The organism is Brevundimonas sp. Leaf363 (assembly GCF_001424025.1).
GTDB lineage: Bacteria > Pseudomonadota > Alphaproteobacteria > Caulobacterales > Caulobacteraceae > Brevundimonas.
This window is the reverse complement of sequence record NZ_LMPZ01000001.1, coordinates 553,655-580,053: the sequence shown is the minus strand read 5'-3', so window position 1 is coordinate 580,053 and position 26,399 is coordinate 553,655. Positions and strand designations below refer to the sequence as shown.

At 69.3% G+C, this 26,399-nt stretch carries 24 protein-coding genes; 10 read left to right on the top strand and 14 right to left on the bottom strand.

What is annotated here, in order from left to right:
• The first annotated feature begins 94 nt into the window (after window positions 1–94).
• Both ASG17_RS02775 and ASG17_RS02770 read left to right on the top strand, forming a co-directional pair.
• Window positions 95–1,294 (top strand): cation:proton antiporter, encoded by a 1,200-nt coding sequence (locus tag ASG17_RS02775; protein WP_235560343.1) that lies wholly within the window; start codon window positions 95–97, stop codon window positions 1,292–1,294.
• A gap of 77 nt (window positions 1,295–1,371) precedes the next feature.
• A complete protein-coding gene (locus ASG17_RS02770; RefSeq protein ID WP_056098713.1) occupies window positions 1,372–1,680 on the top strand; it encodes a hypothetical protein in 309 nt (102 codons plus the stop codon).
• Window positions 1,681–1,838: 158 nt separating this feature from the next.
• On the opposite strand, the gene ASG17_RS02765 is transcribed toward ASG17_RS02770, so the two are convergent.
• Entirely contained in the window at window positions 1,839–2,330 is a 492-nt protein-coding gene (locus ASG17_RS02765; protein ID WP_235560342.1) for a TlpA disulfide reductase family protein, read from the bottom strand.
• A 199-nt stretch (window positions 2,331–2,529) separates the two neighbouring features.
• Here ASG17_RS02765 and argH point away from each other — a divergent pair, with 199 nt between their 5' ends.
• Genes argH through lysA form a run of 3 tightly spaced genes read left to right on the top strand, consistent with a single transcriptional unit; the run spans window position 2,530 to window position 5,384 of the window.
• Window positions 2,530–3,894 carry an argininosuccinate lyase gene (gene argH / locus ASG17_RS02760; protein ID WP_056098709.1) on the top strand — a complete coding sequence of 455 codons (1,365 nt, stop codon included), beginning with the start codon at window positions 2,530–2,532 and terminating at the stop codon, window positions 3,892–3,894.
• Window positions 3,891–4,121 (top strand): hypothetical protein, encoded by a 231-nt coding sequence (locus tag ASG17_RS02755; RefSeq protein ID WP_056098708.1) that lies wholly within the window; start codon window positions 3,891–3,893, stop codon window positions 4,119–4,121. Before argH ends, ASG17_RS02755 begins: the two co-directional genes overlap by 4 nt.
• A 3-nt stretch (window positions 4,122–4,124) precedes the next feature.
• The gene (lysA, locus tag ASG17_RS02750; RefSeq protein WP_056098706.1) at window positions 4,125–5,384 is read left to right on the top strand and encodes a diaminopimelate decarboxylase; all 1,260 of its coding nucleotides are present in this window, start codon (window positions 4,125–4,127) and stop codon (window positions 5,382–5,384) included.
• 159 nt (window positions 5,385–5,543) lie between these two features.
• On the opposite strand, the gene lpdA is transcribed toward lysA, so the two are convergent.
• From lpdA to ASG17_RS02725, 5 genes are all read right to left on the bottom strand, one after another.
• Window positions 5,544–6,938: a dihydrolipoyl dehydrogenase gene (gene lpdA, locus ASG17_RS02745; protein ID WP_056098704.1), complete on the bottom strand. Its 1,395-nt coding sequence runs from the start codon at window positions 6,936–6,938 to the stop codon at window positions 5,544–5,546.
• A gap of 46 nt (window positions 6,939–6,984) precedes the next feature.
• Complete coding sequence (locus tag ASG17_RS02740; RefSeq protein WP_056098702.1) at window positions 6,985–7,272, bottom strand: GIY-YIG nuclease family protein; 288 nt, start codon at window positions 7,270–7,272, stop codon at window positions 6,985–6,987.
• 63 nt (window positions 7,273–7,335) lie between these two features.
• Window positions 7,336–9,000 (bottom strand): DUF2118 domain-containing protein, encoded by a 1,665-nt coding sequence (locus tag ASG17_RS02735; protein ID WP_082496072.1) that lies wholly within the window; start codon window positions 8,998–9,000, stop codon window positions 7,336–7,338.
• 1 nt (window position 9,001) lies between these two features.
• A complete protein-coding gene (locus ASG17_RS02730) occupies window positions 9,002–10,072 on the bottom strand; it encodes an alpha-ketoacid dehydrogenase subunit beta (RefSeq protein WP_056099035.1) in 1,071 nt (356 codons plus the stop codon).
• A gap of 56 nt (window positions 10,073–10,128) precedes the next feature.
• A complete protein-coding gene (locus ASG17_RS02725; RefSeq protein WP_056098700.1) occupies window positions 10,129–11,361 on the bottom strand; it encodes a thiamine pyrophosphate-dependent enzyme in 1,233 nt (410 codons plus the stop codon).
• Window positions 11,362–11,505: 144 nt separating this feature from the next.
• Here ASG17_RS02725 and ASG17_RS02720 point away from each other — a divergent pair, with 144 nt between their 5' ends.
• The 3 genes from ASG17_RS02720 to ASG17_RS02710 all read left to right on the top strand — a co-directional run bounded on the left by ASG17_RS02720 (window position 11,506) and on the right by ASG17_RS02710 (window position 14,163).
• Complete coding sequence (locus ASG17_RS02720; protein ID WP_056098698.1) at window positions 11,506–11,994, top strand: Lrp/AsnC family transcriptional regulator; 489 nt, start codon at window positions 11,506–11,508, stop codon at window positions 11,992–11,994.
• A gap of 45 nt (window positions 11,995–12,039) precedes the next feature.
• Window positions 12,040–12,951, top strand: coding sequence for a pirin family protein (locus ASG17_RS02715; RefSeq protein WP_056098697.1), 912 nt, complete (start codon window positions 12,040–12,042; stop codon window positions 12,949–12,951).
• A 207-nt stretch (window positions 12,952–13,158) separates the two neighbouring features.
• Entirely contained in the window at window positions 13,159–14,163 is a 1,005-nt protein-coding gene (locus ASG17_RS02710) for an LLM class flavin-dependent oxidoreductase (RefSeq protein WP_056098695.1), read from the top strand.
• Window positions 14,164–14,291: 128 nt separating this feature from the next.
• Here ASG17_RS02710 and ASG17_RS02705 read toward each other — a convergent pair whose 3' ends face one another.
• Complete coding sequence (locus ASG17_RS02705; protein ID WP_056098692.1) at window positions 14,292–15,257, bottom strand: alpha/beta fold hydrolase; 966 nt, start codon at window positions 15,255–15,257, stop codon at window positions 14,292–14,294.
• An 86-nt stretch (window positions 15,258–15,343) separates the two neighbouring features.
• On the opposite strand from ASG17_RS02705, the gene ASG17_RS02700 reads away from it, so the two are divergent.
• Window positions 15,344–15,685 carry a hypothetical protein gene (locus ASG17_RS02700; RefSeq protein WP_056098690.1) on the top strand — a complete coding sequence of 114 codons (342 nt, stop codon included), beginning with the start codon at window positions 15,344–15,346 and terminating at the stop codon, window positions 15,683–15,685.
• Window positions 15,686–15,742: 57 nt separating this feature from the next.
• Here the strand turns inward: ASG17_RS02700 and ASG17_RS02695 are convergent, their stop codons facing one another.
• The 3 genes from ASG17_RS02695 to ASG17_RS02685 all read right to left on the bottom strand — a co-directional run bounded on the left by ASG17_RS02695 (window position 15,743) and on the right by ASG17_RS02685 (window position 19,788).
• Window positions 15,743–17,932, bottom strand: a complete 2,190-nt coding sequence (locus tag ASG17_RS02695; RefSeq protein WP_056098688.1) for a 3-hydroxyacyl-CoA dehydrogenase NAD-binding domain-containing protein — start codon at window positions 17,930–17,932, stop codon at window positions 15,743–15,745.
• A gap of 179 nt (window positions 17,933–18,111) precedes the next feature.
• A complete protein-coding gene (locus ASG17_RS02690; RefSeq protein ID WP_056098686.1) occupies window positions 18,112–19,317 on the bottom strand; it encodes an acetyl-CoA C-acetyltransferase in 1,206 nt (401 codons plus the stop codon).
• 87 nt (window positions 19,318–19,404) lie between these two features.
• Complete coding sequence (locus ASG17_RS02685) at window positions 19,405–19,788, bottom strand: VOC family protein (protein ID WP_056098684.1); 384 nt, start codon at window positions 19,786–19,788, stop codon at window positions 19,405–19,407.
• A 183-nt stretch (window positions 19,789–19,971) separates the two neighbouring features.
• On the opposite strand from ASG17_RS02685, the gene ASG17_RS02680 reads away from it, so the two are divergent.
• Window positions 19,972–20,550 carry a hemerythrin domain-containing protein gene (locus ASG17_RS02680; RefSeq protein ID WP_082496070.1) on the top strand — a complete coding sequence of 193 codons (579 nt, stop codon included), beginning with the start codon at window positions 19,972–19,974 and terminating at the stop codon, window positions 20,548–20,550.
• A 91-nt stretch (window positions 20,551–20,641) separates the two neighbouring features.
• Here ASG17_RS02680 and hisC read toward each other — a convergent pair whose 3' ends face one another.
• The 4 genes from hisC to ASG17_RS02660 all read right to left on the bottom strand — a co-directional run bounded on the left by hisC (window position 20,642) and on the right by ASG17_RS02660 (window position 26,346).
• Window positions 20,642–21,736, bottom strand: coding sequence for a histidinol-phosphate transaminase (hisC, locus tag ASG17_RS02675; protein WP_056098682.1), 1,095 nt, complete (start codon window positions 21,734–21,736; stop codon window positions 20,642–20,644).
• A gap of 9 nt (window positions 21,737–21,745) precedes the next feature.
• A complete protein-coding gene (locus ASG17_RS02670) occupies window positions 21,746–22,408 on the bottom strand; it encodes a hypothetical protein (RefSeq protein WP_056098680.1) in 663 nt (220 codons plus the stop codon).
• Window positions 22,408–23,448 carry a DUF2125 domain-containing protein gene (locus tag ASG17_RS02665; protein ID WP_056098678.1) on the bottom strand — a complete coding sequence of 347 codons (1,041 nt, stop codon included), beginning with the start codon at window positions 23,446–23,448 and terminating at the stop codon, window positions 22,408–22,410. Before ASG17_RS02665 ends, ASG17_RS02670 begins: the two co-directional genes overlap by 1 nt.
• 69 nt (window positions 23,449–23,517) lie before the next feature.
• Complete coding sequence (locus ASG17_RS02660) at window positions 23,518–26,346, bottom strand: ATP-dependent DNA helicase (protein WP_056099032.1); 2,829 nt, start codon at window positions 26,344–26,346, stop codon at window positions 23,518–23,520.
• Window positions 26,347–26,399 lie beyond the last annotated feature (53 nt).

Genomic DNA, 26,399 nt, shown 5'->3' with positions numbered 1-26,399 from the left:
GCGCCGAGGGCCGCGCCCCGCCCTCCTGCACGGCGAACGAGGCTGGGGGGCACCGGCCGGGGAACGCATTCGGGGGCTATCCATGCATCATGCGATGAACACGACCGAGATCTTTCTGATCGCGATGCTGATCATCTTCACCGTGCCGTATCTGGTCTGGCGCGGCTTCAAGACCGACTATTACGCGCCGCTGGTGGTGGTGCAGATCATCGGCGGGATCCTGCTGGGGCCCGGCGTGCTGGGGGCGGCCTTCCCGGCCTATTACGACTTCGTCTTCAATCCTCAGGTGATCACGGCGCTGAACGGCATCGCTTGGTGGGCGGTGATGATCTTCGTCTTCATCGCCGGCATCGAATTGGACCTGAAGCAGGCCTGGGCCAAGAAAACCGAAACGAGCGTGACGGCCGGGTTCGCCCTGGCGACGCCGCTGGTGTTCGGGGCTGTCGCCGCCATCGGAATGCTGCAGTTCCCCGGCTGGGTGGGGGCCAAGGGTCAGGACTGGCAGGTGGTGCTGGGCATAGGCATGGCCTGCGCGGTCACCGCCTTGCCGATCCTGGTGCTGTTCCTGGAGAAGCTGGAGATCCTGCGCCAGCCGCTGGGCCAACGCATCCTGCGCTACGCCAGCCTGGACGATATCGCCATCTGGGGCGTGCTGGCCCTGATCATCATGGACTGGGAACGGGTCGGCCGTCAGGCCGCCTTCCTGATCGGTTTCGCCGTCGCCGCCGTCGTGGTGCGGGCGATCATGAAGCGGATCGAGGAAAAGGACCGCTGGTACGTCGCCCTGATCTGGCTGGCGCTGTGCGGGTTCGCCGGCGACTGGTCCGGCATGCACTTCATGGTCGGCGCCTTCCTGGCCGGCGCGGTCATCGACAAGGAGTGGTTCAATGAAGAGCGGATGGACCTGTTCCGAAACCACATCCTGCTGGCCGTCATGCCGGTCTTCTTCCTGTCCACGGGCTTGCGGACCCAGTGGGACGTCGGCGGCATGGCGGTGTTCGCGGCGGCGGCGGTGCTGCTGGTGGTGTCGGTCGTCGGCAAGCTGGTCGGCGTGCGCATCGCCGGCCGTATCCTGAAGTGGGACAAGGGCGAGGCCTCGATCATCGGCTGGCTGCTGCAGACCAAGGCCCTGATCATGATCATCTTCGCCAATATCCTGTTGGACAAGGAGATCATCACCAACGAGACCTTCACCGCCCTGCTGCTGATGGCGGTCGGATCGACCATGCTGTCGATCCCGATGGTCACGCCCAAGCTGAAGAAGCTGGCGGGACTGATCCAGAAAGCGGGCTGAACGGTTCGTCGCAGGCTGTGAACCGTCGCCGTCGCCTCTGCGTTACGGCGACGGTTCATTCAGCCTGGAGAAGCGCCATGAGAATCCGCACCGCCGCCGTCGCCGTTGGCGCCACCCTCCTGCTGGCGCTGGGCGCCTGCACGGCCGCCGAGCAGCAGGACGCCAAGTCCGAAACCGCCGAGGCCGGCGAACACGCCGAAAACGCCGCGCAACAGGCGGGTGAAGTCCTCGAGAGCGGCGCGATGAAGGCCGCCCAGGCCGTCGAGAGCGGCGCCGGCGCCGTTGCCGACAAGCTGGAAGCCAATCAGGCCGAAGCCGCCGCCGAAGGCCGCCCGGGCGCGATCGATCCATCGACCGACCAGCGCGTGCCGGCGCCGGCGAACTAGCCTTTCTTGCTTTCGTCATCCTCCGGCCGCGCAGCGGACCGGGGGACAAGGCGGCGCGCGCGAGCGCGAACCTGTAGAGGGTGCGACCCTCGCAACGATCGCCTTCGGCGCCGCTTGGTCCCCCGATCAAGTCGGGGGATGACGAAAGATGGTGTGGTTTAAGCCGCTTCCGCCAGCAGCGCGTCCATCAGGGCGCGCGCCTCGGGGCTGGACCAGTCCGCCTCGCCGGTGAAACTGGCGCGGATGCGGCCCTGTTTGTCCAGGATCACCGTCTTCGGCATGGCCCCGGCCGAACCCGGAAACAGGAACGGCAGCTTGAACGTCATGTCGCTGTAGAGCGGCAGGGGTTCGTGCACGTCGATGAAGCTCTTGGCGTCGGCCAGGCCGTCCGGTGTGGCGTCGACGTTGATCGGCAGCACCACGAAGTCGGGCCGATCCGCATAGGCGGTGGCCAGGCGCGCCAGCGTCGGCATCTCGGTGCGGCACGGCGCGCACCACATGGCCCACAGATTGACCACCACCAGCTTGCCGCGGAAGGCGGCGAAGCTGGTCGGCCGGTCGTCGCGATCCTTGAAGCCGTAGTCGGGCGCCAGCGGCGTCTCGGCCGGGGTCTCCAGACGGGTCAGGGAGCCCTGCGCGAACCGCGCCAACTCGCTTTTGGCGGGCGCGGCCGCTTCTGGGCCTTTGAATACAGCGTCGCGGTTAGCGTATAGCCAAGCCCCGCCCCCGATCGCGCCCACGGCCAAGGCCGCCGCGATCACCAATACTGCTGTCCTTGAGCCGCTCATGTCCGAACGTCCCGCCCCTGATGATGTGACTAAGCCTTCGGGGGACGGCCAAGGTCAAGCCATGTGGGGCGGACGCTTTTCGACCCAGCCGGCCGAGATCATGCAGGCGATCAACGTCTCCATCGGCGTGGACAGGCGTCTGTGGGCCCAGGATCTGGCCGGGTCGCGGGCGCATTGCCGGATGCTGGCGGCGCAAGGGATCATCGGCCAGGCCGACGCCGACGCCATCCTGAAGGGCCTCGACACGATCGAGGGTGAGATCACGGACGGCAGTTTCCCGTTCCGCGACCAATACGAAGACATCCACATGAACGTGGAGGCGCGCCTGTCCGAGCTGATCGGCGAGCCGTCCGGGCGTCTGCACACCGCCCGCAGCCGCAACGACCAGGTGGCGACCGACTTCCGCCTGTGGGTGCGGGGCGCCTGTGACCAGACGGGCGAGCGGCTGAAGGCGCTGCAAGTGGCCCTGCTGGACCGGGCCGAGCAGCACGCGGGCGACCTGATGCCCGGCTTCACCCATCTGCAGACCGCCCAGCCGGTGACTTTGGGCCACCACTTCATGGCCTATGTCGAGATGTTCGGGCGCGACGCCGGGCGGTTCGCCGACGCCCGCAAGCGGATGAACGAGAACCCGCTGGGCGCCGCCGCCCTGGCCGGATCGCCCTTCCCCATCGACCGCCATGCGACGGCGCGGGACCTGGGCTTCGACCGGCCGATGGGCAACAGCCTGGACGCCGTTTCGGACCGCGACTTCGCGCTGGAGAGCCTGGCCGCCGCCTCGATCACGGCGGGGCACCTGTCGCGGCTGGCCGAGGAGATCGTGGTCTGGATGACGCCGATGTTCGGCTTCGCCAGCCTGCCGGACGACCTGACGACCGGCAGCTCCATCATGCCGCAGAAGCGCAATCCCGACGCCGCAGAGCTGGTGCGGGCCAAGACGGGGCGGATCATCGGGGCCTTCGTCGCCCTGTCGACGGTGATGAAGGGCCTGCCGCTGGCCTATTCCAAGGACATGCAGGAGGACAAGCCGCCGGTGTTCGAGGCGTTCGACGCGCTTGATCTGGCGGTCGGGGCCATGACGGCGATGGTCCGCGCGATCCAGCCGAACACGGGGCGCATGGCCGAGGCGGCCGGCGCGGGCTTTTCCACCGCCACCGATCTGGCCGACTGGCTGGTGCGCGAACTGGGTCTGCCGTTCCGCCGGGCGCACCATGTGACGGGCGCGGCGGTGAAGCGCGCCGAGACGCTGGGCGTGGGATTGGCGCAACTGCCGCTGGCCGATCTTCAGGCGCTGGAGCCCGGCGTCACGGACGGTGTTTACAAGGTGCTGTCGCCCGAGGCTTCGTGCGCCAGCCGCCAGAGTTTTGGGGGAACCGCGCCGGAGCAGGTCCGCGCGCGCGTCGCCGAGTGGAGACTGCGCCTGTGAGAACGATCTTGATCCTGTCGGGCGCCGCCCTGTTACTGGCCGGTTGCGGGCGGATGGCCGACCTGGAGGCGCCCAGCGCGCGCGAGACCCAACGCGCCCCGCGCTCGGCCCAGGCCCCGTCCCTGCCCGAGCCCGCCACCATGAACCGCCCGTCCAGCCAGACGCCGATCGACGGCGGCCCGTCCAACCCCATCGGCGGCACCGCCGCCGGGCGCGACCCGCAATAGGTCTTGGACGCGTTCTCGGCGAAGGATGACGGCGCCCTGTTCGCCGAGGGCGTGAGCCTGGAAACCCTGGCCGATGCGGTCGGGACGCCGGTCTATGTCTATTCGGCGGGCAAGCTGCGCGAGCGGTATCGGGCGCTGGCGGACTCCCTGGCGGGCCAGCCGGCGCTGGCCGGCGCGCTGGTCGCCTTCGCGGTGAAGTCGAACCCGAACCTGTCGGTGCTGGGCGTGCTGGGCCAGCAGGGCTGCGGCGCCGACACGGTGTCGGAGGGCGAGATCCGGCGGGCGATGACGGCGGGCATTCCTGCGGACCGCATCGTCTTCTCCGGTGTCGGCAAGACGGACGCCGAACTGGCCTTTGCGATCCGGTCAGGCGTGCGCCAGATCAATGTGGAATCGGCGCCCGAGCTGGAGCGGCTGATCGCCGTGGCGGCGACTGAAGGCGCGTCGCCGGCCATCGTCTTCCGCGTCAATCCGGCGGTCGGCGCCGGGGGCCATGAGAAGATCACCACCGGCGGCGAGGGCGACAAGTTCGGCGCGCCGGTCGCCGAGGTGATGGCGCTCTACGCACGCGCGGCCGCCTCGCCGCACGTGACCCCTGTCGGCCTGGCCTGCCACATCGGCAGCCAGATCACCGACCTGACCCCGCTGAAGGCCGCCTGGGCGGTGCTGCGGGCCATGACGATGGAGCTGCGCGCGCAGGGGCTATCGGTCGAGCGGCTGGACCTCGGCGGCGGGCTGGGCGTGCCTTACCGGCCGGGCGAGACGCCGCCGTCGCTGGCCGACTATGCGGCCCTGGCGGCCGAGGCGGTGGAGGGGCTGAACGTCGAGGCGGCGTTCGAGCCGGGCCGGATGATCTCCGCCGAGGCGGGCGTGCTGCTGGCCTCCGCCATCCAGGTGACCGAGCGACCGGACGGGCGACGCTTCCTGGTGCTGGACGCGGCCATGAACGACCTAATGCGCCCGGCCCTCTATGACGCCTTCCACGCCATCGAACCGGTGCGGTGGCGCGATGGCTCGGCGCGCCTTTACGACGTCGTCGGCCCCGTCTGCGAGAGCGGCGACACCTTCGCCAAGGGGCGCGACCTGCCGCCGATCCAGGCGGGAGACCGGGTCGTGTTCCGCACGGCCGGCGCCTACGGCGCGGCGATGTCGAACCAGTACAACAGCCGGCCGCTGGTCCCCGAGGTGCTGGTGGACGGAGACGCCTGGCGCGTGGTGCGCAAGCGGCCGACCTTCGACGAGATGGTGGCGGCGGAGACCTGATCCTTCTCCCCCTGCGGGAGAAGGCGCCGGCAGGCGGATGAGGGGCCGCGCCGCCGTCGGCCACCGTCGCGTCTAACAAGGCCTCGACCATCAGACGTCGCGAGACCCCTCATCCGTCATGCTTCGCATGCCACCTTCTCCCGCAAGGGGAGAAGGGCGCTAGATGTGTATCGCGTGCCCGAGCGCGCGCAGGCTGGCTTCGTGGAAGGCCTCGCCCAGCGTCGGGTGGACGTGGATGACGCCGGCGACGTCTTCCAGCACCGCACCCATCTCCAGCATCTGGGCGAAGCTGTTCGACATCTCGGCGACGTGCTGGCCCACGGCCTGGACGCCCAGCAGGCGGTGATCGTCCTTGTTGGCGATGACGCGGACGAAGCCGCCGTCGTCGCCGGCCTCGATGGCCAGGGCGCGACCGATGGCGGCCAGGGGGAAGACCGCCTGGATCACGTCGTCGCGTCCCTCGATGTCCTGGGGGCCTAGGCCCGCCGAGACGATCTCCGGCTCGGTGAAGCAGACGGCGGCGATGGTGACGGGATCGAAGACGCGGTCGCGGCCCGCAATGATCTCGGCGACGATCTCGCCCTGAGCCGAGCCCTTGTGGGCCAGCATGGGTTCGCCGGTCAGGTCGCCGACGGCCCAGACGTTCTTCATGGCGGTGGCGCAGCGGGCGTCGACCTTCACGAAGGGGCCGTCCATGGCCAGGCCCATGTTTTCCAGGCCCCAGCCCCTGGTGCGCGGCCGGCGCCCGACGGTGACCAGCACCTTGTCGGCCTCCAGCTGCATCGGCTCGCCGTCCCTCGTCGTGATCGACAGCTTCCCGTCCCCGAAGCCGCCTGCGCGGGCGCCGAGGTGCAGCTCGACCCCGTGCCGCTCCAGCCATTTGGCGACGGGGTCTGTCAGGGCCTTATCGTAGAGCGGCAAGATGCGGTCGGCCATTTCGACGATGGCCACCCGTGCGCCCAGCTTGCGGAAGGCGATGCCCAGCTCCAGCCCGATATAGCCGCCGCCGACGACCACCAGCCGCTCCGGCACCGCATCCAGCGACAGGGCCTCGGTCGAGGAGATGACGTCGCCGCCGAACGGCAGGAAGGGCAGTTCGACCGGCTCGGACCCCGTCGCTAGGATGACGTGCTCGGCGGTGATGCGGATGTCGCCGTCGTCCGTGCCGACCGTACAGGTCTTGGCGTCCGAGAAGGTCGCCCAGCCGCGGATGACTTTGACCTTGGATTTGTTCAGCAGGGCCGCGACGCCGTTGTTCAGCTTACGGACGATGCCATCCTTCCAGGCCACGGTCTGGCTCAGATCGATCGCCGGCGCGGCCGCCGTGATGCCCAGCGTGCCGCCGCCAGCTGCCTTGGCCACCGTCTCGAACTTGCTCGCCGCATGGATGATGGCCTTGGACGGAATGCAGCCGACGTTCAGGCAGGTGCCGCCCAGCCCATCGCCGCCGTCCACCAGCACCGTGTCCAGCCCCAGCTGCCCACAGCGGATCCCCGCGACATAGCCGCCGGTGCCGGCGCCGATGATCAGGACTTTGGTCTTGAGGACTTGCACTCAAACTCTCCGCTCATCCCCGCGGAGGCGGGGACCCAGGTTTAGGCTACGCGCTCAGTGTCTCGACGAGATCGCGCCAGCCGGGGTTCATTTCTTCGATCAGGCGCAGTTTCCAAGGCCTGTTCCACTTCTTAATCCGCCGCTCGCGGGTGAACGCGCCCTCCCGCGTGTCATGCGCCTCGAACCATACCAGCTTGTGCACGTCGTGCTTCGCCGTGAAGCCGCCGCGCGCCTTGGTCTGGTGCTCCAGCATCCGGCGCAGCAAGTCGTCGGTTGAACCCACATACAGCGTTCCGTTGCGCTGGCTCGCGACGATGTAGGTGTAGAAGGCCATCGGCGGCTCAGCGGCTAAAACCTGGGTCCCCGCCTCCGCGGGGATGAACGGAGAAGAGAGTGCTCACCCCGCCATCCACAACGTCGCCGGCTGTTCCAGCAGGCCCTTGATCCGCTGGACGAAGACGGCCGCGTCGTGACCGTCGACGATGCGGTGATCGAAGCTGGAGGACAGGTTCATCATCTTGCGGATGACCATCTGGCCGTCGCGCACCACGACCCGTTCGGCGATCTTGTTGGGGCCGACGATGGCGACTTCGGGGTGGTTGATGATGGGGGTGTGGACCACTCCGCCCAGCGTGCCCAGCGAGGTGATGGTGATGGTCGATCCCGAGAGTTCCTCACGCTTGGCCGTGCCCGCCTTGGCGGCGCCGGAGACGCGGGCGATCTCGTTGGATGTGGCCCAGGCGTCCAGCGCCTCGGCGTGGCGGACCACCGGCACCATCAGGCCGTTCGGCGTCTGGGCGGCGATGCCCAGGTGGACGGCGGCGTGCTGGGTCAGGGTGCCGGCCTCGTCGTCATAGGTCGCATTGATCTGGGGCTGGTCGCGCAGGGCCACGACGATGGCGCGAGCGATGAAGGGCAGCAGGTTCAGCTTGGGCTGATCCTTGGTGCGCGTGGCGTTGAGGTGGGCCCGCAGCTCCTCCAGCGCCGTGACGTCGATCTCCTCGACATAGGTGATGTGCGGGATGCGCCGCACGCTCTCGGCCATCTTCTCCGCGATCTTGCGGCGCAGGCCGATGATGCGGACCTCGGTCGCGCCCTCGGCCTTGGAGAAGGGTGTTCCGTGGACGGAGGACTGGCCCTGGCCGCGCGCCAGATGGGCGTCGAGGTCGGCGTGTTCGATGCGGCCGGCGGGGCCGGATCCGGTGACTTCGGACAGGTCCACGCCCAGGTCGCGGGCGCGGTTGCGCACGGCGGGGGATGCGAGGGGGCGCTGGCCGGGTTTGCTGGGGCGGGCGAGCGTGGACTTGCCCCCCTCCCCCGCTGCGCGGGTACTCCCCCCAAGGGGGGGAGATTTGGTAGGCGCGACTGCGGCCTCATCAGATCCTCCCCCATTGGGGGAGGGGGACCGCGAAGCGGTGGAGGGGGCTTCCACGGACGCAGCCGCCGGAGCATTTCCCGCACCCTCGACCGCGAACGTCACCAGCGGGCCGCCGACCGGCGACTGCTGACCCGCTTCGCCGTGCAGGGCCACGACGACGCCGGCGACGGGGCTGGTGATCTCGACGGTGGCCTTGTCGGTCATGACGTCGGCAAGGATCTGGTCCTCCTCGACGCGGTCGCCGACCTTGACATGCCAGCCGACCAGCTCGGCCTCGGCGGTGCCTTCGCCGACGTCGGGGAGCTTGAAGACGTAGTTGCCGCCGGCCGCCACGGGCGCGGCGACCTTAGCGTGCGCCGGGACGGGCTTGGCCGGTTCAGCTTTGGTGGCAGGGGCCGGTGCGGGCTTGGGCGCGGCCGTCTCGGCCTCCGCATTACCGGCGCCCTCGACCTCGAACTCGACCAGCGGGCCGCGCACGGGGACCATGGCGCCGGCCTCGCCGTGCAGGGCGACGACCACGCCGTCGACGGGGGCGGTGATCTCCACCGTGGCCTTGTCGGTCATGACCTCGGCGACGATCTGGTCCTCGGCGACGCGGTCGCCCACGGCGACCTTCCAGGCCACCAGTTCGGCCTCAGCGGTGCCTTCGCCCACGTCGGGCAGTTTGAAGACGAAACGTCCCATCTCAGCGACCTCCCGCCATGACGGCCTTCAGGGCGTCGGAGACCCGTTCCGGGCCGACGAAATATTCCCACTCGAACGCGTGCGGATAGGGGGTGTCCCAGCCGGCGACGCGCACGACGGGCGCCTCCAGGTGGTAGAAGCAGCGTTCCTGAACCAAGGCGGACAGCTCCGCTCCGTACCCGGACGTCTTGGGCGCCTCGTGCACGACGACGCAGCGGCCGGTCTTCTTCACGCTGGCCTCGATGGTCTCGATATCCAGCGGCACCAGGCTGCGCAGGTCGATCACCTCGGCGTCGACCCCGGCGTGTTCGGCGCCGGCCAACGACACCCAGACCATGGAGCCGTAGGCCAGGACGGTGACGTCACTGCCCTCGCGCATGATCCGCGCCTTGCCCAGCGGCGTGACGTGGCGACCGGTCGGCACCTGGGCCAGTTCCTGCGTCTTCCAAGGGCTGACGGGGTTCTGGTGCCAGCCGTCGAAGGGGCCGTTGTAGAGGCGCTTGGGCTCGAAGAAGATGACCGGATCATCGTCCTCGATGGCGGCGGTCAGCAGGCCCTTGGCGTCCAGGGGATTGGACGGGATCACCACCTTCAGGCCGGCGATATGGGTGAACAGGCTTTCCGGCGACTGGCTGTGCGTCTGGCCGCCATAGATGCCGCCGCCGTAGGGGGTGCGCACCACCATCGGGGCGGTGAACTGGCCCGCCGAGCGATAGCGCAGCTTGGCCGCCTCGGACACGATCTGGTCGTAGGCCGGATAGATGTAGTCGGCGAACTGGATCTCGACGACCGGACGCAGGCCATAGCTGGCCATGCCGATGGCGGCGGCGACGATGCCGCATTCGCTGATCGGGGCGTCGAAGCTGCGGGTCATGCCGTGCTTGGCCTGCAGCTTGTCGGTGACGCGGAATACGCCGCCGAAATAGCCGGTGTCCTCGCCGAACGAGAGCACGTTCGGGTCCTCGGCCATCTTGATGTCCAGCGCCGAGTTCAGCGCCTGGATCATGTTCATGGTGGCGGTTCCGGCGCCTTGCGGGGCGACGGAGACCGGAGCGTGGTTGGCGTCAGCCATGTCCGGCTCGATGCCGTCGGTGCGGTCCGCTTCGGTGAAGGTCGCGTCGCTCATGATCAGACCCCCACTTCGCGGCGTTGTTCGACCAGGCGCCAGTCCTCGGTCGCATAGACGTCCTCGAACATCGTCTTCACCGACGGGCGCGACTGGCCCAGGGTGCCGACGGCCTCGGACGCCTTGCCCGCGTCGCGGACCTGTTCGACGGCGTGGCGCAGGGCGGCCTCGTGCCGGGCGTCATCCCACTCGCCGATGACGGTCAGGTGCTGGCGCAGGCGCTGGATCGGATCGCCCAGCGGCCAAAGGTCGGCCTCGTCCGCGGGGCGATAGCGGGTCGGATCGTCGGAGGTGGAATGCGGGGCGCCGCGATAGCTGAACAGCTCGATCACGGTGGCGCCCAGGTTGGCGCGCGCACGCTCCTCGGCCCACTGGGTCGCCGCCCAGACGGCCAGGAAGTCGTTGCCGTCGACCCGCAGCGCCGGCAGGCCATAGCCGATGGCCTTGGAGGCGAAGGTGGTCTCGTCACCGCCGGCGATGCCCTGGAAGGACGAGATTGCCCACTGGTTGTTGACGATGTTCAGGATCACGGGCGCCCGATAGACCGCCGCGAAGGTCAGCGCGCTGTGGAAGTCGCCTTCCGCCGTGGCGCCGTCGCCGGTCCAGGCGACCGCCAGCTTGTCGTCGCCCTTGTAGGCGCTGGCCATGGCCCAGCCGACCGCCTGGGGCACCTGGGTGCCCAGATTGCCCGAGATGGTGAAGAAGCCGAATTCCTTCGATGAATACATGATCGGCAGCTGCCGCCCTTTGATGGGGTCGGCGGCGTTCGAATAGATCTGGTTCATCATGTCGACGAGCGGATAGCCGCGCGCGATCAGAAGCCCCTGCTGGCGATAGGTGGGAAAGCCCATGTCCTCGCGCGGCAAGACCATGCCCTGCGCCACCGCGATGGCCTCTTCGCCGGTGCACTTCATGTAGAAGCTGGTTTTGCCCTGACGGTGCGCCCGGTGCATCCGGTCGTCGAAGGCGCGGGTCAGGATCATCGCCACCAGCCCCCGGCGCAAGGTCTCGGCGTCCAGACGCGGATTCCACGGCCCCACGGCCTTGCCGTCCTCGTCCAGCACCCGGACAAGCCGGAAGGCCAGGTCGCGTATGGCGGCGGGCTCGACCGCCGTGTCGGGCCGGTCCACGGCGCCGGCCGCATCCAGGATCAGACCCGAGAAGTCCGGCGCATCGCCGGGCCGGCCCTTAGGCTCGGGGACTCTCAGGGACAGCGGACGAGCATTTTTCGTCATTTCAGCCTTCGTGCGGTTGATCCGTACGCGTTTCCTCAGCCACCGGCATAGCATGGCCGTTCGGGTCGTGCTCGCTCATTCCGACCTTGCGTTTAGGCGTTCGAGGGTATTTTATTTCGCCATAATAATAAACGGAGGAACGCCTTGGCCGAACAGCTGGATCCCATCGACGCCCGCATCCTGGATATTCTGCAACAGGACGCCGGTCTGTCGGTGGCGGAGGTTGCCGACCGTGTCGGCCTGTCGGCCTCGCCCTGCTGGCGCCGGATCAAGCGACTGGAGGACTCGGGCCTGATCCGCAAGCGGGTCACGCTTCTCAACGCCTCGCTGCTGGGCCTGGACTTCGAGGTCTACGCCATCGTCAAGCTGAGCCTGCCGTCGCGCGAGAACCTGGACCTGTTCGAAACCGCCGTCGCCAACTGGCCCGAGGTGGTCCAGTGCGCCACCATCACCGGGCGCGAGGACTATGTGCTGCGGATCATCACCTCCGACATGCACGCCTTCGACCAGTTCCTGCGCGACAAGCTGCTGAGCCTGGCCATCGTCTCGGACTGCGAAAGCCACATCGTCACGCGCGGCGTGAAGAATGTGACCGCCCTGCCTCTTGGCATCGTGACGCCGCACGTCGGATAATCCCGTTCGCGCCGGCCGCTCCCCGGGCCGCGGAGGGACAGGACCATGATCGAACTCATCATCGACGCGCGGCGCAAGGATCTGGGCGGGTTCGAGGTCGGCCGCGTCCTGCCGTTTCATAGCCGGCGGATGGTCGGGCCGTTCATCTTCCTGGACCAGATGGGGCCGGCGGAGTTCGCGCCGGGCGCCGACGCCATCAATGTGCGGCCGCACCCGCACATCGGGCTGTCGACCCTGACCTATCTGTTCGAGGGCGAGATCATGCACCGGGACAACACCGGTGCGACCCAGGCCATCCGGCCGGGCGAGGTCAACTGGATGACGGCCGGCAGCGGCATCGTCCACTCCGAGCGCACCGATCCGCTGAAGAAGGCGCAAGGGGGCCCCATGCACGGCATGCAGGCGTGGATCGCCCTGCCGACCGAGGCCGAGGAGATCGACCCCAGTTTCCACCACTTCGGCGAGGACGCCCAGCCGGCCTATGAGAACCAGGGCCTGTTCGCGCGTCTGGTGGCGGGCGAGGCCTACGGCGCCAGGGCCGCCGCGCCGGTGTCGTCACCGTTGTTCTATGTGCACTGGGAGCTGCAGGAGGGCGTGCGCACCGCGCCGCCGCCAGGTAAGGGCGCGGGCGGCATGAGCGAGCGCGCCATCTATGTCGCCAAGGGCGAGATCGAGGTCGGCGACCAGGTGATCCGCGAGGGCCAGATGGCCGTGCTGGCCGCGACCGGCGAGCCGACGGTGAAGGCGCTGCGCCCCTCCTCGGTCATGGTGCTGGGCGGCGAACCGGTAGGCGAGCGGCTGATCTGGTGGAACTTCGTCTCGTCGTCGCAGGCGCGGATGGACCAGGCCAAGGCGGACTGGAAGGCCGGGCGGATGTCCCTGCCGGCCGAGGACGATCTGGAGTTCATCCCCCTGCCCGACGAACCGCCCACGCCGCCGGTGGTCAGCTATCCGTAAACCCTTGTCGTCATTCCGGGGCCGCGCAGTGGAACCCGGAACCCAGGGCGACGAGCTTTGCCAGATGATGCATCGACCGCCGGGCATGATCTCCTGGGTTCCGGGTTCTTCACTGCGCTCGCCCCGGAATGACGGTTTGGGGGTGGGGGCGGCAAAAGCAACAGTCAGGGTTCTTGAACGGGCGGCGATCGATACGATCTCTCGCCCATGATCCCGTTCTCCGTTCTCGACCTGTCCCCCATCGTCCAAGGCTCTGACGCCGGCCAGGCGCTGCGCGACAGCCTGTCGCTGGCCCAGGCGGCCGAGCGGCTGGGCTACCAGCGGTTCTGGCTGGCCGAGCATCACAACATGCCGGGCATCGCCTCGGCTGCGACCGCCGTCGTGCTGGCCCACGTCGCGGCCGGGACGAAGACTATTCGTGTCGGGTCCGGCGGCGTCATGCTGCCCAACCACGCGCCGCTGGTGGTGGCCGAACAGTTCGGCACGCTGGACGCCCTGCACCCCGGCCGCATCGACATCGGCCTGGGCCGCGCGCCCGGCACGGACGGCGAGACGGCGCGGGCGCTGCGGCGCTATTTCGAAGCGGCCGACCAGTTCCCGCGCGACGTGCAGGAGCTGATCGCCTTCCTGGAGCCGGCTACCGAGCACCAGCGCGTGCGCGCCGTCCCGGGTCACGGCAGCCGGGTGCCGGTCTGGCTGCTGGGCTCCAGCCTGTTCAGCGCGGAGCTGGCCGGCCATCTGGGCCTGCCCTACGCCTTCGCCTCCCACTTCGCGCCCGAGATGCTGATGGAGGCGCTGGAGATCTATCGCCACCGCTTCCGGCCCTCGGCGCGATTGGCCAAGCCCTACGCGATGGCGGCGATCAATGTGTTCGCGGCCGATACGGACGCCGAAGCCAACCGCGTCGCCACCACGATGATGCAGTCGTTCGCCGCCGTCGTGCGCGGCCGGCCGGGCCTGGTCCCGCCGCCGGTGGACGACGTCAACGCCGTGCTGACGCCCTCGGAACAGGCGGCGGTGGCTTCGCGCCTGAAGTATTCCGCGATCGGCGCCAAGGAGACCGTCCGTGAACGGATCGCGCAGTTCATCGCACAGACCGGCGTGGATGAGCTGATGGTCACGGGGATGATGTTCGACCTGAAGGACCGGGTGCGGAGCCTGGAAATCACGGCCGAGGTGCGGGCGGATTTGGGGCGGGCGATGGCGGCCTGATCCGTTTACCCCGCTCATCCCGGCGGAAGCCGGGATCCAGTGAGAACTCCGCGCACCACTTCAGCCGTAGCGACCTTGGCTAAAGAACTGGTTCCCGGCTTCCGCCGGGATGAGCGGAGAGCTTGGGTCTAAAGCCCCGCCAGAAAGCCCAGCAGCAACCGGTTCACCTCCTCCGGCCGCTCCTGCTGCAGCCAGTGCCCCGCGCCCGGCAGGACGTGCGAGGCGCGCAGGCCCGGCGCCCAGTCCTTTAGCGTCGCTTCGTGCCGGCCGGCGTAGAAGCGCACGGGATCGTCCTCCCCAACGATGAACAGCGCCGGGACCTCGATCCGCTTGTCCTGCAGCCACGCCGTCAGCGACCAGTTCAAGTCCAGCGCCCGGTACCAGTTCAGCGGCCCGTCGAACCCGCCCGCCGTGAAGGCCTCGACGTACTCGGCGAAATGCTCGGGCGTCATCCACGGCGGCAGGATCGCGGCGTCATCGATGCTGTCCAGCAGACTGACGCCCGGCGTCAGAAAGCCGGTCGAGCGCTTGTCCGCCGGCGTCGCGCCATCATAGCTCCAGAACATCTTGCGCAGCGCCTTGGCCGGATCGGCGTCCATCGGCAGGTGCGCGTCCGCCGCCTGGAAGCGGTTGATGTAGAGGTCGCCCATGCCCGAGCGCTTGGCGATGGCGGCCATGCTGGCCAGCGGCAGCCCACCCGCGCGGCGTGGCTGGAACGGCGTCGACAGGCTGGCCACCGCTCGGAAGATGTCGGGCCGCATCAGGGCGCAGTGCCAGGCGACCGGTCCGCCCCAGTCGTGGCCCAAGACCACGGCGCTGTCCCGCCCCAGCGCCCGCACCAGATCGACCGCATCGCCGACCAGCTGCAGGATCGAATAGTCCGCCACGTCCTCCGGTTTTTCCGTACCGCCATAGCCGCGCATGTCGGGCGCCACGGCCCGGTAACCCTCCGCGCCCAGCGCCTCGATCTGCGCCCGCCAGCTGACCGCCAGTTCGGGAAAGCCGTGCAGCAGCAGCACCAGCGGCCCGTCCTGCGGTCCGGCCTCCAGCACCCGCTGGGTCAGACCGTCGGTGCGGATCGTGCGAGCGATCATGGGCTAACCTTTGGGCGGCACTGGTGGAACGGCGTGGAAGTGCTAGATTTCACGCGCGGCCATCAAGAGCCGCGGGGGAATATTCCATGTTCATGCGTAAAGCGATCGCCGCCATGGCGACGGCTGGCCTGCTCGCCTTCGCCGGCGCGGCCCATGCCGAAATGGTCACTCTGGGCTTCTCGATCGAGAACAACTCGGACCAGACCATCACCAACATCTACTATGGCCCGTCCAGCAGCCAAAACTGGAGCGATGACATCCTCTCGGGCGTGATCGCGCCGGGCGAGACGGTCAACATCACCGTCACGGACAACCTGCCGGACTGCGACTACGACTTCAGCTACACGTTCGACGACGGTCAGGAATACACGGAGTACCACGTCAACATGTGCGAGATCGACGGCACGGTGCATCAGTTCACAAACTGATCCGTCCGCACCCGGATGATGGACGGCGGCGCTGGATCCAGCGCCGCCGTTTTCGTGTCAGGCCGCCGCCTTTTCCGGGGCGAAGCGGCCGTAGAAGGTCTCGCCCTTGGCCGCCATGTCGCGAAGCAAGCCGGGCACCTTGAAACGGTCGCCATAAGTCGCCGCCAGACGGTCGGCGGTCTCGACGAAGGCGCTCAGGCCGATCTGATCGATCATGCTGATGGGGCCGCCGGTCCAGGGCGCGAAGCCCCAGCCCAGGATGGCGCCCAGGTCCGCCTCGCGCGGGTCGTCGATGACGCCCTCTTCCCAGCAGCGCGCCACCTCGACCGCCTGACGATACAGCAGGCGGGTCTTCAACTCTTCGATCTGCGACAGGGCGCCCGGCTCTTCGGGGCCGTCGATGGCCTTGGTGACGGGCGCCAGTTCGGCCAGGCCCGGCCATAGGGTCTTGGGCTTGGACGCGTAGTCGTAGAAGCCCAGACCGTTCTTGCGCCCGAAGCGGCCGCCTTCGACCATCGCCTTGACGATTCCTTCGCCCTCGTTGGGCACATATTTGTCGCCCAGATCCTCGCGGGTCTGTTTGGCGATCTTGTAGGAGAGGTCCAGCGCGACGTCGTCGTGCATCTCCAGGGGGCCGCGCGGCATGCCGGTCATGCGGCCGACATTGTCGATCAGGGCCGGAGCATAGCCCTCCTCCAGCATCGCCATGCCTTCCATCAGGAAGGTGGAGAAGCAGCGGGAGGTGTAGAAGCCTCTGGAGTCGTTGACGACGATCGGCGTCTTCTTGATCTTCAGGACGTAGTCCAGCGCCTTGGCGATCGCCGCCTCGCCGGTCTTTTCGCCCAGGATGATCTCGACCAGCATCATCTTGTCGACGGGCGAGAAGAAGTGGATGCCGATGAAGTCCTCCGGGCGCACCGAGGCCTCGGCCAGGCCGGTGATCGGCAGGGTCGAGGTGTTCGATCCGAACACGGCGCCCTCGGCCAGCTGGGCCTCCGCGCGCTTGGTGACATCGGCCTTGATCTCGCGGTTTTCGAACACCGCCTCGATCACCAGGTCCGAGCCCTTGATCAGGTCGTAGTCGGTGGTGGCGGTGACGGAGGCCAGCAGGGCGTCATACCTGGCCTGATCGATCTGGCCGCGCGAGAGACGCTTCTTCAGCAGCTCCTCGACGTGGGCCTTGCCCTTGTCGGCGGCTTCCTGGGTCTGGTCGATCAGGACGGTCTCGATGCCGGCCAGGGCCTGCACATAGGCGATGCCGGCGCCCATCATGCCGGCGCCGATGACGGTGACCTTCTTCGGATCCGACTTGGGCACGCCGGCCGGGCGCACGGCGCCCTTGTCCAGCTCCTGCTTGGACAGGAACAGGGAGCGGATCATCGCCTGGGCCTGCGGCGTCATCAGGGTCTTGATGAAGTAGCGGGTCTCGATGCGCAGGGCGGCGTCCATCGGCACCTGCACGCCCTCATAGACGGCCTTCATCAGGTTCACGACAGCCGGATAGTTGCCGTAGGACTGCTTGCGCAGCATGGCGTTGCCGACCAGGAAGTTCTGAATGCCGGCCGGGTGATAGGGGCCGCCGCCGGGCAGTTTGAAATCCTTGCTGTCCCAGGGCTGCTGGGCTTTTCCGCCGCCCTTGATCCAGGCCTTGGCGGCCTCGACCTCGGTTCCGACCGGCACGACCTCGTGCACGATGCCGGCGCCCTTGGCTTCGGCCGGGCGGAAGGACTTGCCCTCGCTCATGGCTGTCATGGCCGCCATGACGCCGATCAGTCGCGTCAGCCGCTGGGTGCCGCCGCCGCCGGGGAACAGGCCGACCTTGATCTCGGGCAGGCCCAGCTGGATCTTGGGGCTGTCGCCAACCACGCGATAGTGACAGGCCAGCGTCAGCTCCAGCCCGCCGCCCAGGGCCAGACCGTTGATCGCCGCCGCCACCGGCTTGCCGCAGGTCTCCAGCGCGCGCAGGGCGCCGTTCAGCTTCCAGCCGGCGTCGAACGCCTCCTGCAGCGACCCGCCCGCCAGCATCCCGCCGGCCATATCGCCCAGATCGGCGCCGGCGCAGAAGCCGCTCGCCTTGCCCGAGGTCAGCACCGCACCCTTGATGGCGTCGTCGGTCCTGATGCGCTCGACCACCTGCGGGATCTCGGCCATCACGCCCGAGGTCAGGGTGTTCATCGACCGGTTCGGCACGTCGAAGGTGACGAGGGCGATGCCGTCGGCGTCGACGTCGATCTTGAAGTTTTCCATTGGCCCAAGGCCCTTCATTCTGAAACGTCAGCCTGGGCTGACCGATTTCAGTTCGTCACAACGGACACAACGGGGGCACAGCGGACACTACGGGCTCGGCGCTCGTTGTGATCGTCGTGAATTCGTTGTGGTCGTTGTGATGAACCCTTTTCTAGGCGCTGACGCGCCCGGCTAAGACGTCAGACGCGTTCGATGACGGTGGCGGTGCCCATGCCGCCGCCGATGCACAGGGTGATCAGGGCGGTTTCCTTGTCGGACCGCTCCAGTTCGTCCAGCACGATGCCGGTGATGATGGCGCCGGTTGCGCCGAGCGGGTGGCCCATGGCGATGGCGCCGCCGTTCACGTTCATCTTGTCGTGCGGGATATCCAGCGCCTGCATGTAGCGCAGCACGACGGCGGCGAAGGCCTCGTTCAGCTCCCACAGGTCGATGTCGGCCGTTGTCATGCCCAGCTTGCCCAGCAGCTTGCGGGTCACATACTCCGGCCCCGTCAGCATGATCGACGGCTCCGAGCCGATCGAGGCCCCGCCGCGGATCTTGGCGCGCGGCTTCAGGCCCAGGGCCTGACCGGCTTCCAGCGAGCCGATCAGCACGCCGGCCGAGCCGTCGACGATGCCGGAGCTGTTGCCCGGGGTGTGGACGTGATTGACGCGCTCGACCTCGGGGTAGCGCTGGTTGATGACGCTGTCGAAGGCCATCTCGCCCATCATGGCGAAGGACGGGTTCAGCGCGCCCAGGGTCTGCATGTCCGTGTTCGGACGAATCGTCTCGTCATGGTCCAGAATGTTGAGGCCCAGCTGGTCCTTCACCGGCACGACCGAGCGCTTGAACCGGCCCTCGGCCCAAGACCGGGCCGCGCGTTTGTGGCTCTCGACCGAATAGGCGTCGACGTCATCGCGGGTGAAGCCGTACTTGGATGCGATCATGTCGGCCGAGACGCCCTGCGGCACGAAATAGGTCGAGAAGGCGCTGGACGGATCGACCGGCCAGGCGCCGCCGTCGCTGCCCATCGGCACGCGGCTCATGGCCTCGACGCCGCCGCCGACGGCGAAGTCGGCCTCGCCGGATTTCACCTTGGCCGCCGCCATGTTCACCGCTTCCAGGCCCGAGGCGCAGAAGCGGTTGATCTGGACGCCCGCCGTATATTGCGACCAGCCGGCGTTCAGCACGGCGGTGCGGGCGATGTCGGCGCCCTGTTCGCCTACCGGAGTGACGCAGCCCAGGATGACGTCGTCCACCTTGGAGGTGTCCAGGCCGTTGCGGTCGCGCAGCGCCTCCAGCACCTGGGTCGCCAGGCTCAGGCCGGTGATCTCGTGCAGGGACCCGTCCTTCTTGCCCTTGCCGCGCGGCGTGCGCACGGCGTCGTAGATGTAGGCGTCGGCCATGGTGAGCGTCTCCTAAAAGGACGGAATCGAGGCTGGTCGCCACAAAGCCTACGTTTACGTCAACGTCAAGTAACAGTTCGGCGGCGGTCACTCCGCCGCGTGGCAGACCGCCTCGATGTTGAACCCGTCCGGATCGAGCACGAAGGCGGCGTAGTAGTTCGCCCCATATCGGGGCCGCAGACCCGGCCCGCCATTGTCCCGCCCACCGGCCTGAAGGGCGGCTGCGTGGAAGGCGTCCACCTCCGGCCGCGTGGCCACGCCGAAGGCGACGTGGTTGCCTTCGCCGGGCCGCTCGCCGTCGGCGATGACGAAGTCCGGCTGGCCGCCGACGCCGAACATGACGACACGGCCGCCGGTCTCGTTCTCGAAGGGCTCGCCGATTAGGGCGTATCCGAGCGGCTTCAGCGCCGCCGCATAGAAGGTTCGCGACCGTTCCAGGTCGCTGACGGCCAGGCCGATGTGGTCGATCATCGCATGCTCCGAAATGTCGGCTGATGAACGCACGAGGGCTCAAAACGCCCGTGGAGAGTCGGCTGCACGACACCCCAGGCGGTTATTCGCGCGAACGACTCTCAGCTTGGGGGGCGCACGGAACACGCGTGTCAGCAGGGGCTTACCACCGCCGAAGCCCCCCGCTTTATCTGGAGAGACCCCATGGCCAAGACCTACGAAGAGATGGACGCGATCGCGATGCTGAAGGCCGATCACCGCAAGGTGGAGGACATCTTCGAGCAGTTCGAGAAGGCGACCAGCGCGGACAAGAAGCAGGCGCTGGCCGAGCAGGCGTGCCTGGAGCTGAAGGTCCACACCATCATCGAGGAAGAAATCTTCTATCCGGCCTGCCGCGGCCTGATCGAGGATGACCTGCTGAACGAATCCTACGTCGAGCACGACGCCGCCAAGACCCTGATCAACGAGATCGAGGCCGGCGGTCCGGACGAGGCCTTCTACGACGCCAAGGTCAAGGTGCTGTCCGAGATGATCGAGCACCACGTCGAGGAAGAGGAACAGTACGTCGAGGGCATGTTCGCCCAGGCGCGCGAAGCCGGCCTGGACATGGACGACTTGGCCGCCCGCATGCGGGCGCGCAAGGAAAGCGCCATGGCCGAACTGCAAGGCCACCCGGAAATCCCCGCCGAGACCCGCACCTTCCAGGGCGACGACGTCGAAAGCGCCCTCGCCGACGCGCCGCTGGACGGCGGTCAGCCCTCGGTCGAAGCCGACGCGCGATAAGGCCGGCGGTCCCCTCGATGGGGACGGTCATTCGATAAGACCATGAGGCGCGACGGCTGGATCGACCGGCCGTCGCGTTTTCGTGTGGGGCTCAGCGCCCCGCGAACTCGCTCAGCGCGTCCAGGACCGCGCGGTTCTGGTCGTCCGTGCCCACGGTGATGCGCAGGCAATCAGGCAGGCCGTAGCCGCCGACCGGCCGCACGATGATGCCCTTTGAGTTCAGGAAGTCGCTGGCGGCCGTGGCGTGCGCGGTGTCTGCGAACTTCACCAGCACGAAGTTGCCCGCGCTGGGCAGGACGTCGAAGCCGAAACCCTTGATGGCCTGGGTCAGGCGCGGGCGCCATTGCTGGACCAGCTCGCGCGAGGCGACGACGTGGGCCTCGTCGCCCAGCGCGGCGACCGCCGCCTCGATGCCCGGCACCGAGACGTTGAACGGCAGGCGGATGCGGTCGACCGCCTCGGCCACGGCCACGGGCGCATAGCCGAAGCCGATGCGCAGGCCGGCCAGCCCGTGGATCTTGGAGAAGGTGCGGGTGACCACGACGTTCTGGGCGTCGCGCGCCAGGGGGAAGCTGGTCTCCCAGTCCGGCTCGGTGACGAACTCGGCATAGGCCTCGTCCACGACCAGCAGAATCGACGGCGGCAGGGCCGCGTGCAGGCGGCGGATCTCGTCGCCGGAGTTGTAGCTGCCGGTCGGGTTGGAGGGGTTGGAGACGTAGACAATCTTGGTCCGCTCATCGACCTGGGCCAAGAGGGCGTCGACCTCGGCCTTGTAGTTGGGCTCGGGCGCCGACTTCACCTCGGCCTCGTTGGCCATGGCGCTGATGCGGTAGGCCAGGAAGCCGTATTCGCCGGTGACGATGTTGTCGCCTGGGCTGAGGTAGGTCTGGTTCAGAAGCGCGAAAACCTCGTCCGAGCCGTTGCCGAAGATCAGCCGCTCGGGCTCCAGCCCGTGGTGCTCGGCGACGGCGGTGCGCAGCTTGGTCGCGCGGCCGTCGGGATAGATGGCCAGGTTCCTGATCGCGGCTTCATAGGCCGCGCGCGCCTTATCGCCGGCGCCCAGGGCGTTCTCGTTGGACGACAGCTTCATCGGCTCGGCCACGCCGGCGATGGCGGACTTGCCGCCGACATAGGGGGCGATGTCGAGGATGCCGGGCCGCGGGGCCGGAGCCGTCGTGTCTGTCATGAGTGAGTCCTAGAACACAGGCGCGGCGCCGATGACGCCGCTGAGGGCGCCGGGCGCATCGGCCAGGCGCGGATCGTCGGCCTGCACATAGCCCGCCAGCGCGAACAGCTTCAAGCCGCGCGCCTCGGCCAACGGCTCGGCGACCAGGCCGGCGTCCGACAGGGCGGCGACGATGCGGGCCGTGGGCTCGCGCGCATCGGTGACCCAGAAGGTGCGGTCGCCGCCGGTCGGACCGGGCTGGCGCATTTCGATCCGCAGGGCGCGCGGCGGCGACCCGTCGTCCGGCAGGGCGGCGACGACGCGCAGAGCCGGCTCGGCCAGCAGGCGCGCCCACCACCCCGATCCGGCGACATCCGCCAGCACGGCCGCGCCCCTGCGCGCCGCCTTGAAGGCCTCTTCGACGGTCGCGACAGCGGCTGACCCCAGCCCGTGACGATCGGCCGACAGCAGGGCGGCGGCGTTCCCGAAAACGGTCGGCGCCCGGCCCAGCCGACCTCGCGCCGCCATCAGCACCCGCCTCTGCCCGGACGTCAGGCCGGACAGCGCCTCGCGCAGGGCGATGACCTCGGCGTCCGGCTCCCCCCCTGGCAGGGTCGCCACCCGCGCCGCCGCGGCCGCCAGCGCACGCTCGGCCTCCAGCCGAGCCGGATCGAGCGTCGGCTCGGTCAGCATCAGAACAGCTTGGGCGCCGGGGCCAAGGCGAAGGGCCCCAGATAGGTGCGGCCATTTCGGAACTGCAGCACCAGATCGACATCGCCCTGCCCGCCCGTCACGGCGGTGGCGGCCGCGGCGCCGGCCGCGCCGACGCGGTTGACGGCGCCCGAGCCCGACCGCGCGAGGCCGGAAATGGCGGGCAGCGGCTTCACGGCCTTCAGCGACACATCGCCGGTCAGGCGGCCGTCGGGGCCGGCGACCAGCAGGTCGCTGGACAGGGTGGCGCGGCCCTCGCCCGCCTGGGCCTCGCCGCGCACGCGGGTGAAACGGCCGCCGGCGGCCGTCCAGTGCGAGAACACCCCCGCCGCATCCATGCCGGTCAGCGTGCTGGCGCGTTCGATCACCGCCTCGGCCTGGATGGTCAGCTTGCCGTCCTGGGCCAGGCCCTCGACCGGTCCGCGCGTCCGACCCTCGGCCTCGATCAGGCGGAACAGGACGTCCACGTCGTCGGCCGCCGCCGTCGTCGCAGCCTTGTGCGGGCGCATGTAGAACTCAAGCCGCGCCGCCCGCGCGATGGGGAAGGGCTCGGCGCCCGGCAGGGGCTGGAACACCGGATTGACCAGTTCCAGCGCCACATTGGGCCAGCGCTGGGTCAGGCCGTGGACGCTCATCCGCACCGCATCGCCGCGGACGCCGACCTTGCCCTTGCCCGGCCGCGTCAGGGTCAGGCCGTCGGGGGCCACGACGACCCACTTCACCGGATCCCACGCGTTGGCCTCGGCCTTCAGGGCGGGACCGGCCAGGCCGTGGCCGGACGGCGCCAGGATCGACGGATGGGCGTAGGTCAGGCTGACGCGGAAGGGCCAGCCGCTGAGCGAACGGCCGCCGTCCTTGATGGTCCAGCCCTGCCCGCGCAGCACCGTCATCTGGGCGTCCAGCCGCTGTTCGACCTGACTGGCCAAATAGAACCACCAGCCGGTCCAGGCGGCGAGCAGCAGGCCCACGATGATGAAGGGGGCGAAGAGGCCCTTGCGGCTATGGCGGACGACGTCGGTCATGCGGCTCCCTTAGCAGATCAGGGCGCGACGATAAGGGCCGTCTGGCGACCCTTTTCCAGAGGGAGAGGGTCAGGTTTGGAGAAACCCGCCCGTCAGTTCGATCGCCTCGACCAGGGTCATGCGCTGCACCTCCGCGCCGGGCGGCAGGCCGGCGAAGAGGCGCGTGGGGCAGGCGGCGTCGAGCATGACGAAGACGCCCTTGTCGTCCGCCCGGCGGATCAGGCGGCCGAACGCCTGGGCCACCTTCGCGCGCGCCAGGGCGTCGTCATAGGCGCGGCCGGCGGCGCTTTCGCCGCCGAACTTCAGACGGCGCGCCCTGTGCAGCAGGTCCGGGCGGGGCCAGGGCACACGGTCGAAGGCGAGGATGCGCAACGACCGCCCCGGCACATCGACCCCGTCGCGCACGGCGTCGGTCCCGAGCAGGCAGCTGTCCTGCTCGGCCCGGAACACGTCCACCAGGGCGCCGACCTCCAGCGGATCGACGTGCTGGGCGTAGAGGGGCACGCCGGCCTTGGCCAGGTCTGGGCCCAGCCGCTCGTACACCGCCTTCAGCCGGCGGATGGCCGTGAACAGGCCCAGCCCACCGCCGCCGGCCGCGAGGAACAGCTCGCGCATCGCCGCCGCCGTCTGGCGCGGGTCGTCCTTGGCCACGTCGGTGACGACGATGACCCGGCTGTTTGCGGCGTAGTCGAAGGGGCTGTCGACCTTCAGCGTGCGCGCCGGCTCGATCAGACGGGCCGAGCCGGTGCGCAGGCGGGCCATATCGAACGGATCGTCGGCCATCGGGTCCGACAGGGTGGCCGAGGTGATCAGCACGCCGTGGGACGGCACGACGACCGCGGCCTCCAGCGGCACGGTCGGGTCGATCCAGTGGCGGCGCAGGGCCACGTCGTGGATGCGGCCGAAGGCGGCCTCGGCCGACAGCCAATCGACGAAGTCCGGGTCCGCCTCGCCCGTGTCGTTGTCCAGCGCCGCCAGCATCGACCGCCAGGCCGGAAGCGTCATCCGCGCGCGCCGGTCCAGACCCCGCAGCGCCCCCTCGATCCGCGCGCGGGCGCCGCCGTCCAGCTCGGCCGCCTCGTCGTCCAGGATGTCCTCCAGATGCCGGGCCAAGGCCAGCAGCGGCGCCTCGACCGCCTGGATCGCCCGGGCCGCCTCGCGCGCCGTCTCCAGCACCGGCTCCGTGACCGGGCGCAGCGCGCATTCCATGCCGAAGTCCGCGCCGCCCGGTTGCGATCCCTCGGACGTCCGCGCGCGCAGTTGCTCCAGCGACGCGGCCAGGAACCGCTCGATCGGCCCGACCGGGTTCATCTCCCCCGACGGCGGCGCGATGCGGCCGGACACGCCCTCGCCCGGCAGCTGGGCCGCCGCGCGGATGGCGTCGTTCAGGGCCGTCAGGGCGTCGGGCGTGTCGGCGCACAGGTCGCCAAGGCGCTGCTCCAGCCCCCGGCCCCGCCGTCCGCGCCCCTCCGGCCCCCGGATCCAGCGGCGCAGCTCAGCCGCCTCCTGGCCGGACAGGCAGGCGGAGAAGGCGCTGTCGGCCGCGTCGAACAGATGGTGGCCCTCGTCGAAGACGATGCGCTTCAGCGCCGCCGTCTCGCCGTCCGACTTCAGCCCCCGCGCCGAGCGGGCGCCGTCGAAGGCGGCCTGGGTCAGCACAAGCGCGTGGTTGGCGACGACCAGATCGGCCCGGCGACTGGCGCGGATCGTCTTCTCGACGAAGCAGACGCGGTAGTGCGGACAGGCGGCGTGGACGCATTCGCCGCGCCGGTCGACGAGGTTTGCCGGGCTGGCCTGATGGCCGGCGGTGGTGGCGAACAGGCCGGGCAGCCATCCGGGGTAGTCGCCGCCGGTCATGTCGCCGTCGCGACTGTGCATCGCCCAGCGGCTGGCCAGGGCCATGCCGATCAGGTCGCCGTTCCCCAGCTGGGCCGCATGCACCATCTCCTGCAGGTTCAGCAGGCAGAGGTAGTTTTCGCGCCCCTTGCGGACCACGGCCTTCTTCTTGCGCTCGGCCGGATCGGGCCACAGGGCGGCGCTCTCGCGGTCGATCTGGCGTTGCAGGGCGCGGGTGTAGGTCGAGACCCAGGCGGCCCCCTGATTGCGCTCGGCCCACAGGCTGGCGGGGGCCAGATAGCCCAGGGTCTTGCCCGTGCCGGTGCCCGCCTCGGCCAGCAGCACGCGCGGACGCCCTTCCTCGTTGCGCGGCGAAAAGGCGAAGGCAGCCTCGGCGGCGTAATCGGATTGGGTCGGCCGGCTCTCATCCAGACCGGACGCCTGCAACAGCTTCTCCAGGCGGATGCGCGCGCTCTCGCTGTCGACCGGCGCGGACCCCGCCTCTCCTCGCGGCGCCTCGTCCTCCCATTCCGGCAGCCGGGCCCAGGCGTCGATACCGGCGCTGCGATGCTGGCGCGGCCGCAGCGGCTGATGCTGCAACGCCCCCGCCACAAAGGGCGACCAGGCCCAGCCCGCCCGGCCCAGCGTCTCGTTCAGGCCGAACGCCTCCTCCCGTCCCGGATAGGCGGGCGAGGCCAGCTCCAGCAGCAGCAGCCGCGCCGCCTCGCGCAGCGCCGCCGCCTGCGCCTCCGCCCCCTTCGGCTCGCTCAGCCCCAGCGACAGGGCCAGCCCCGCCGCCGAGGGCGCGCAGAACCGCGCGGGCCTTGCGAAGGCGAACAGCTCCAGCACGTCCAGCAGATCCTGCGACCGCCCCGGCGCCGCCAGCCCCAGCCGCCGCGCCGTCAGGCTGGCGTGCGCCACCATCACCGGCGCCGTCGTAAACGCCCCCTCGGCCGCCCCCCGCCCGATCTTGCGCGCCCCCTCGGCGTCACAGATCGCCCCCGCGCCTGGCGGTGTGGCGAGCGCGGGCGGCAAGGCGAGCCACGGCTCGGCGCCGGTCACGGTCGCGGGTTGGAGGGAATCCAGGGTCACGATTGGAAGATAGCGACGATGCG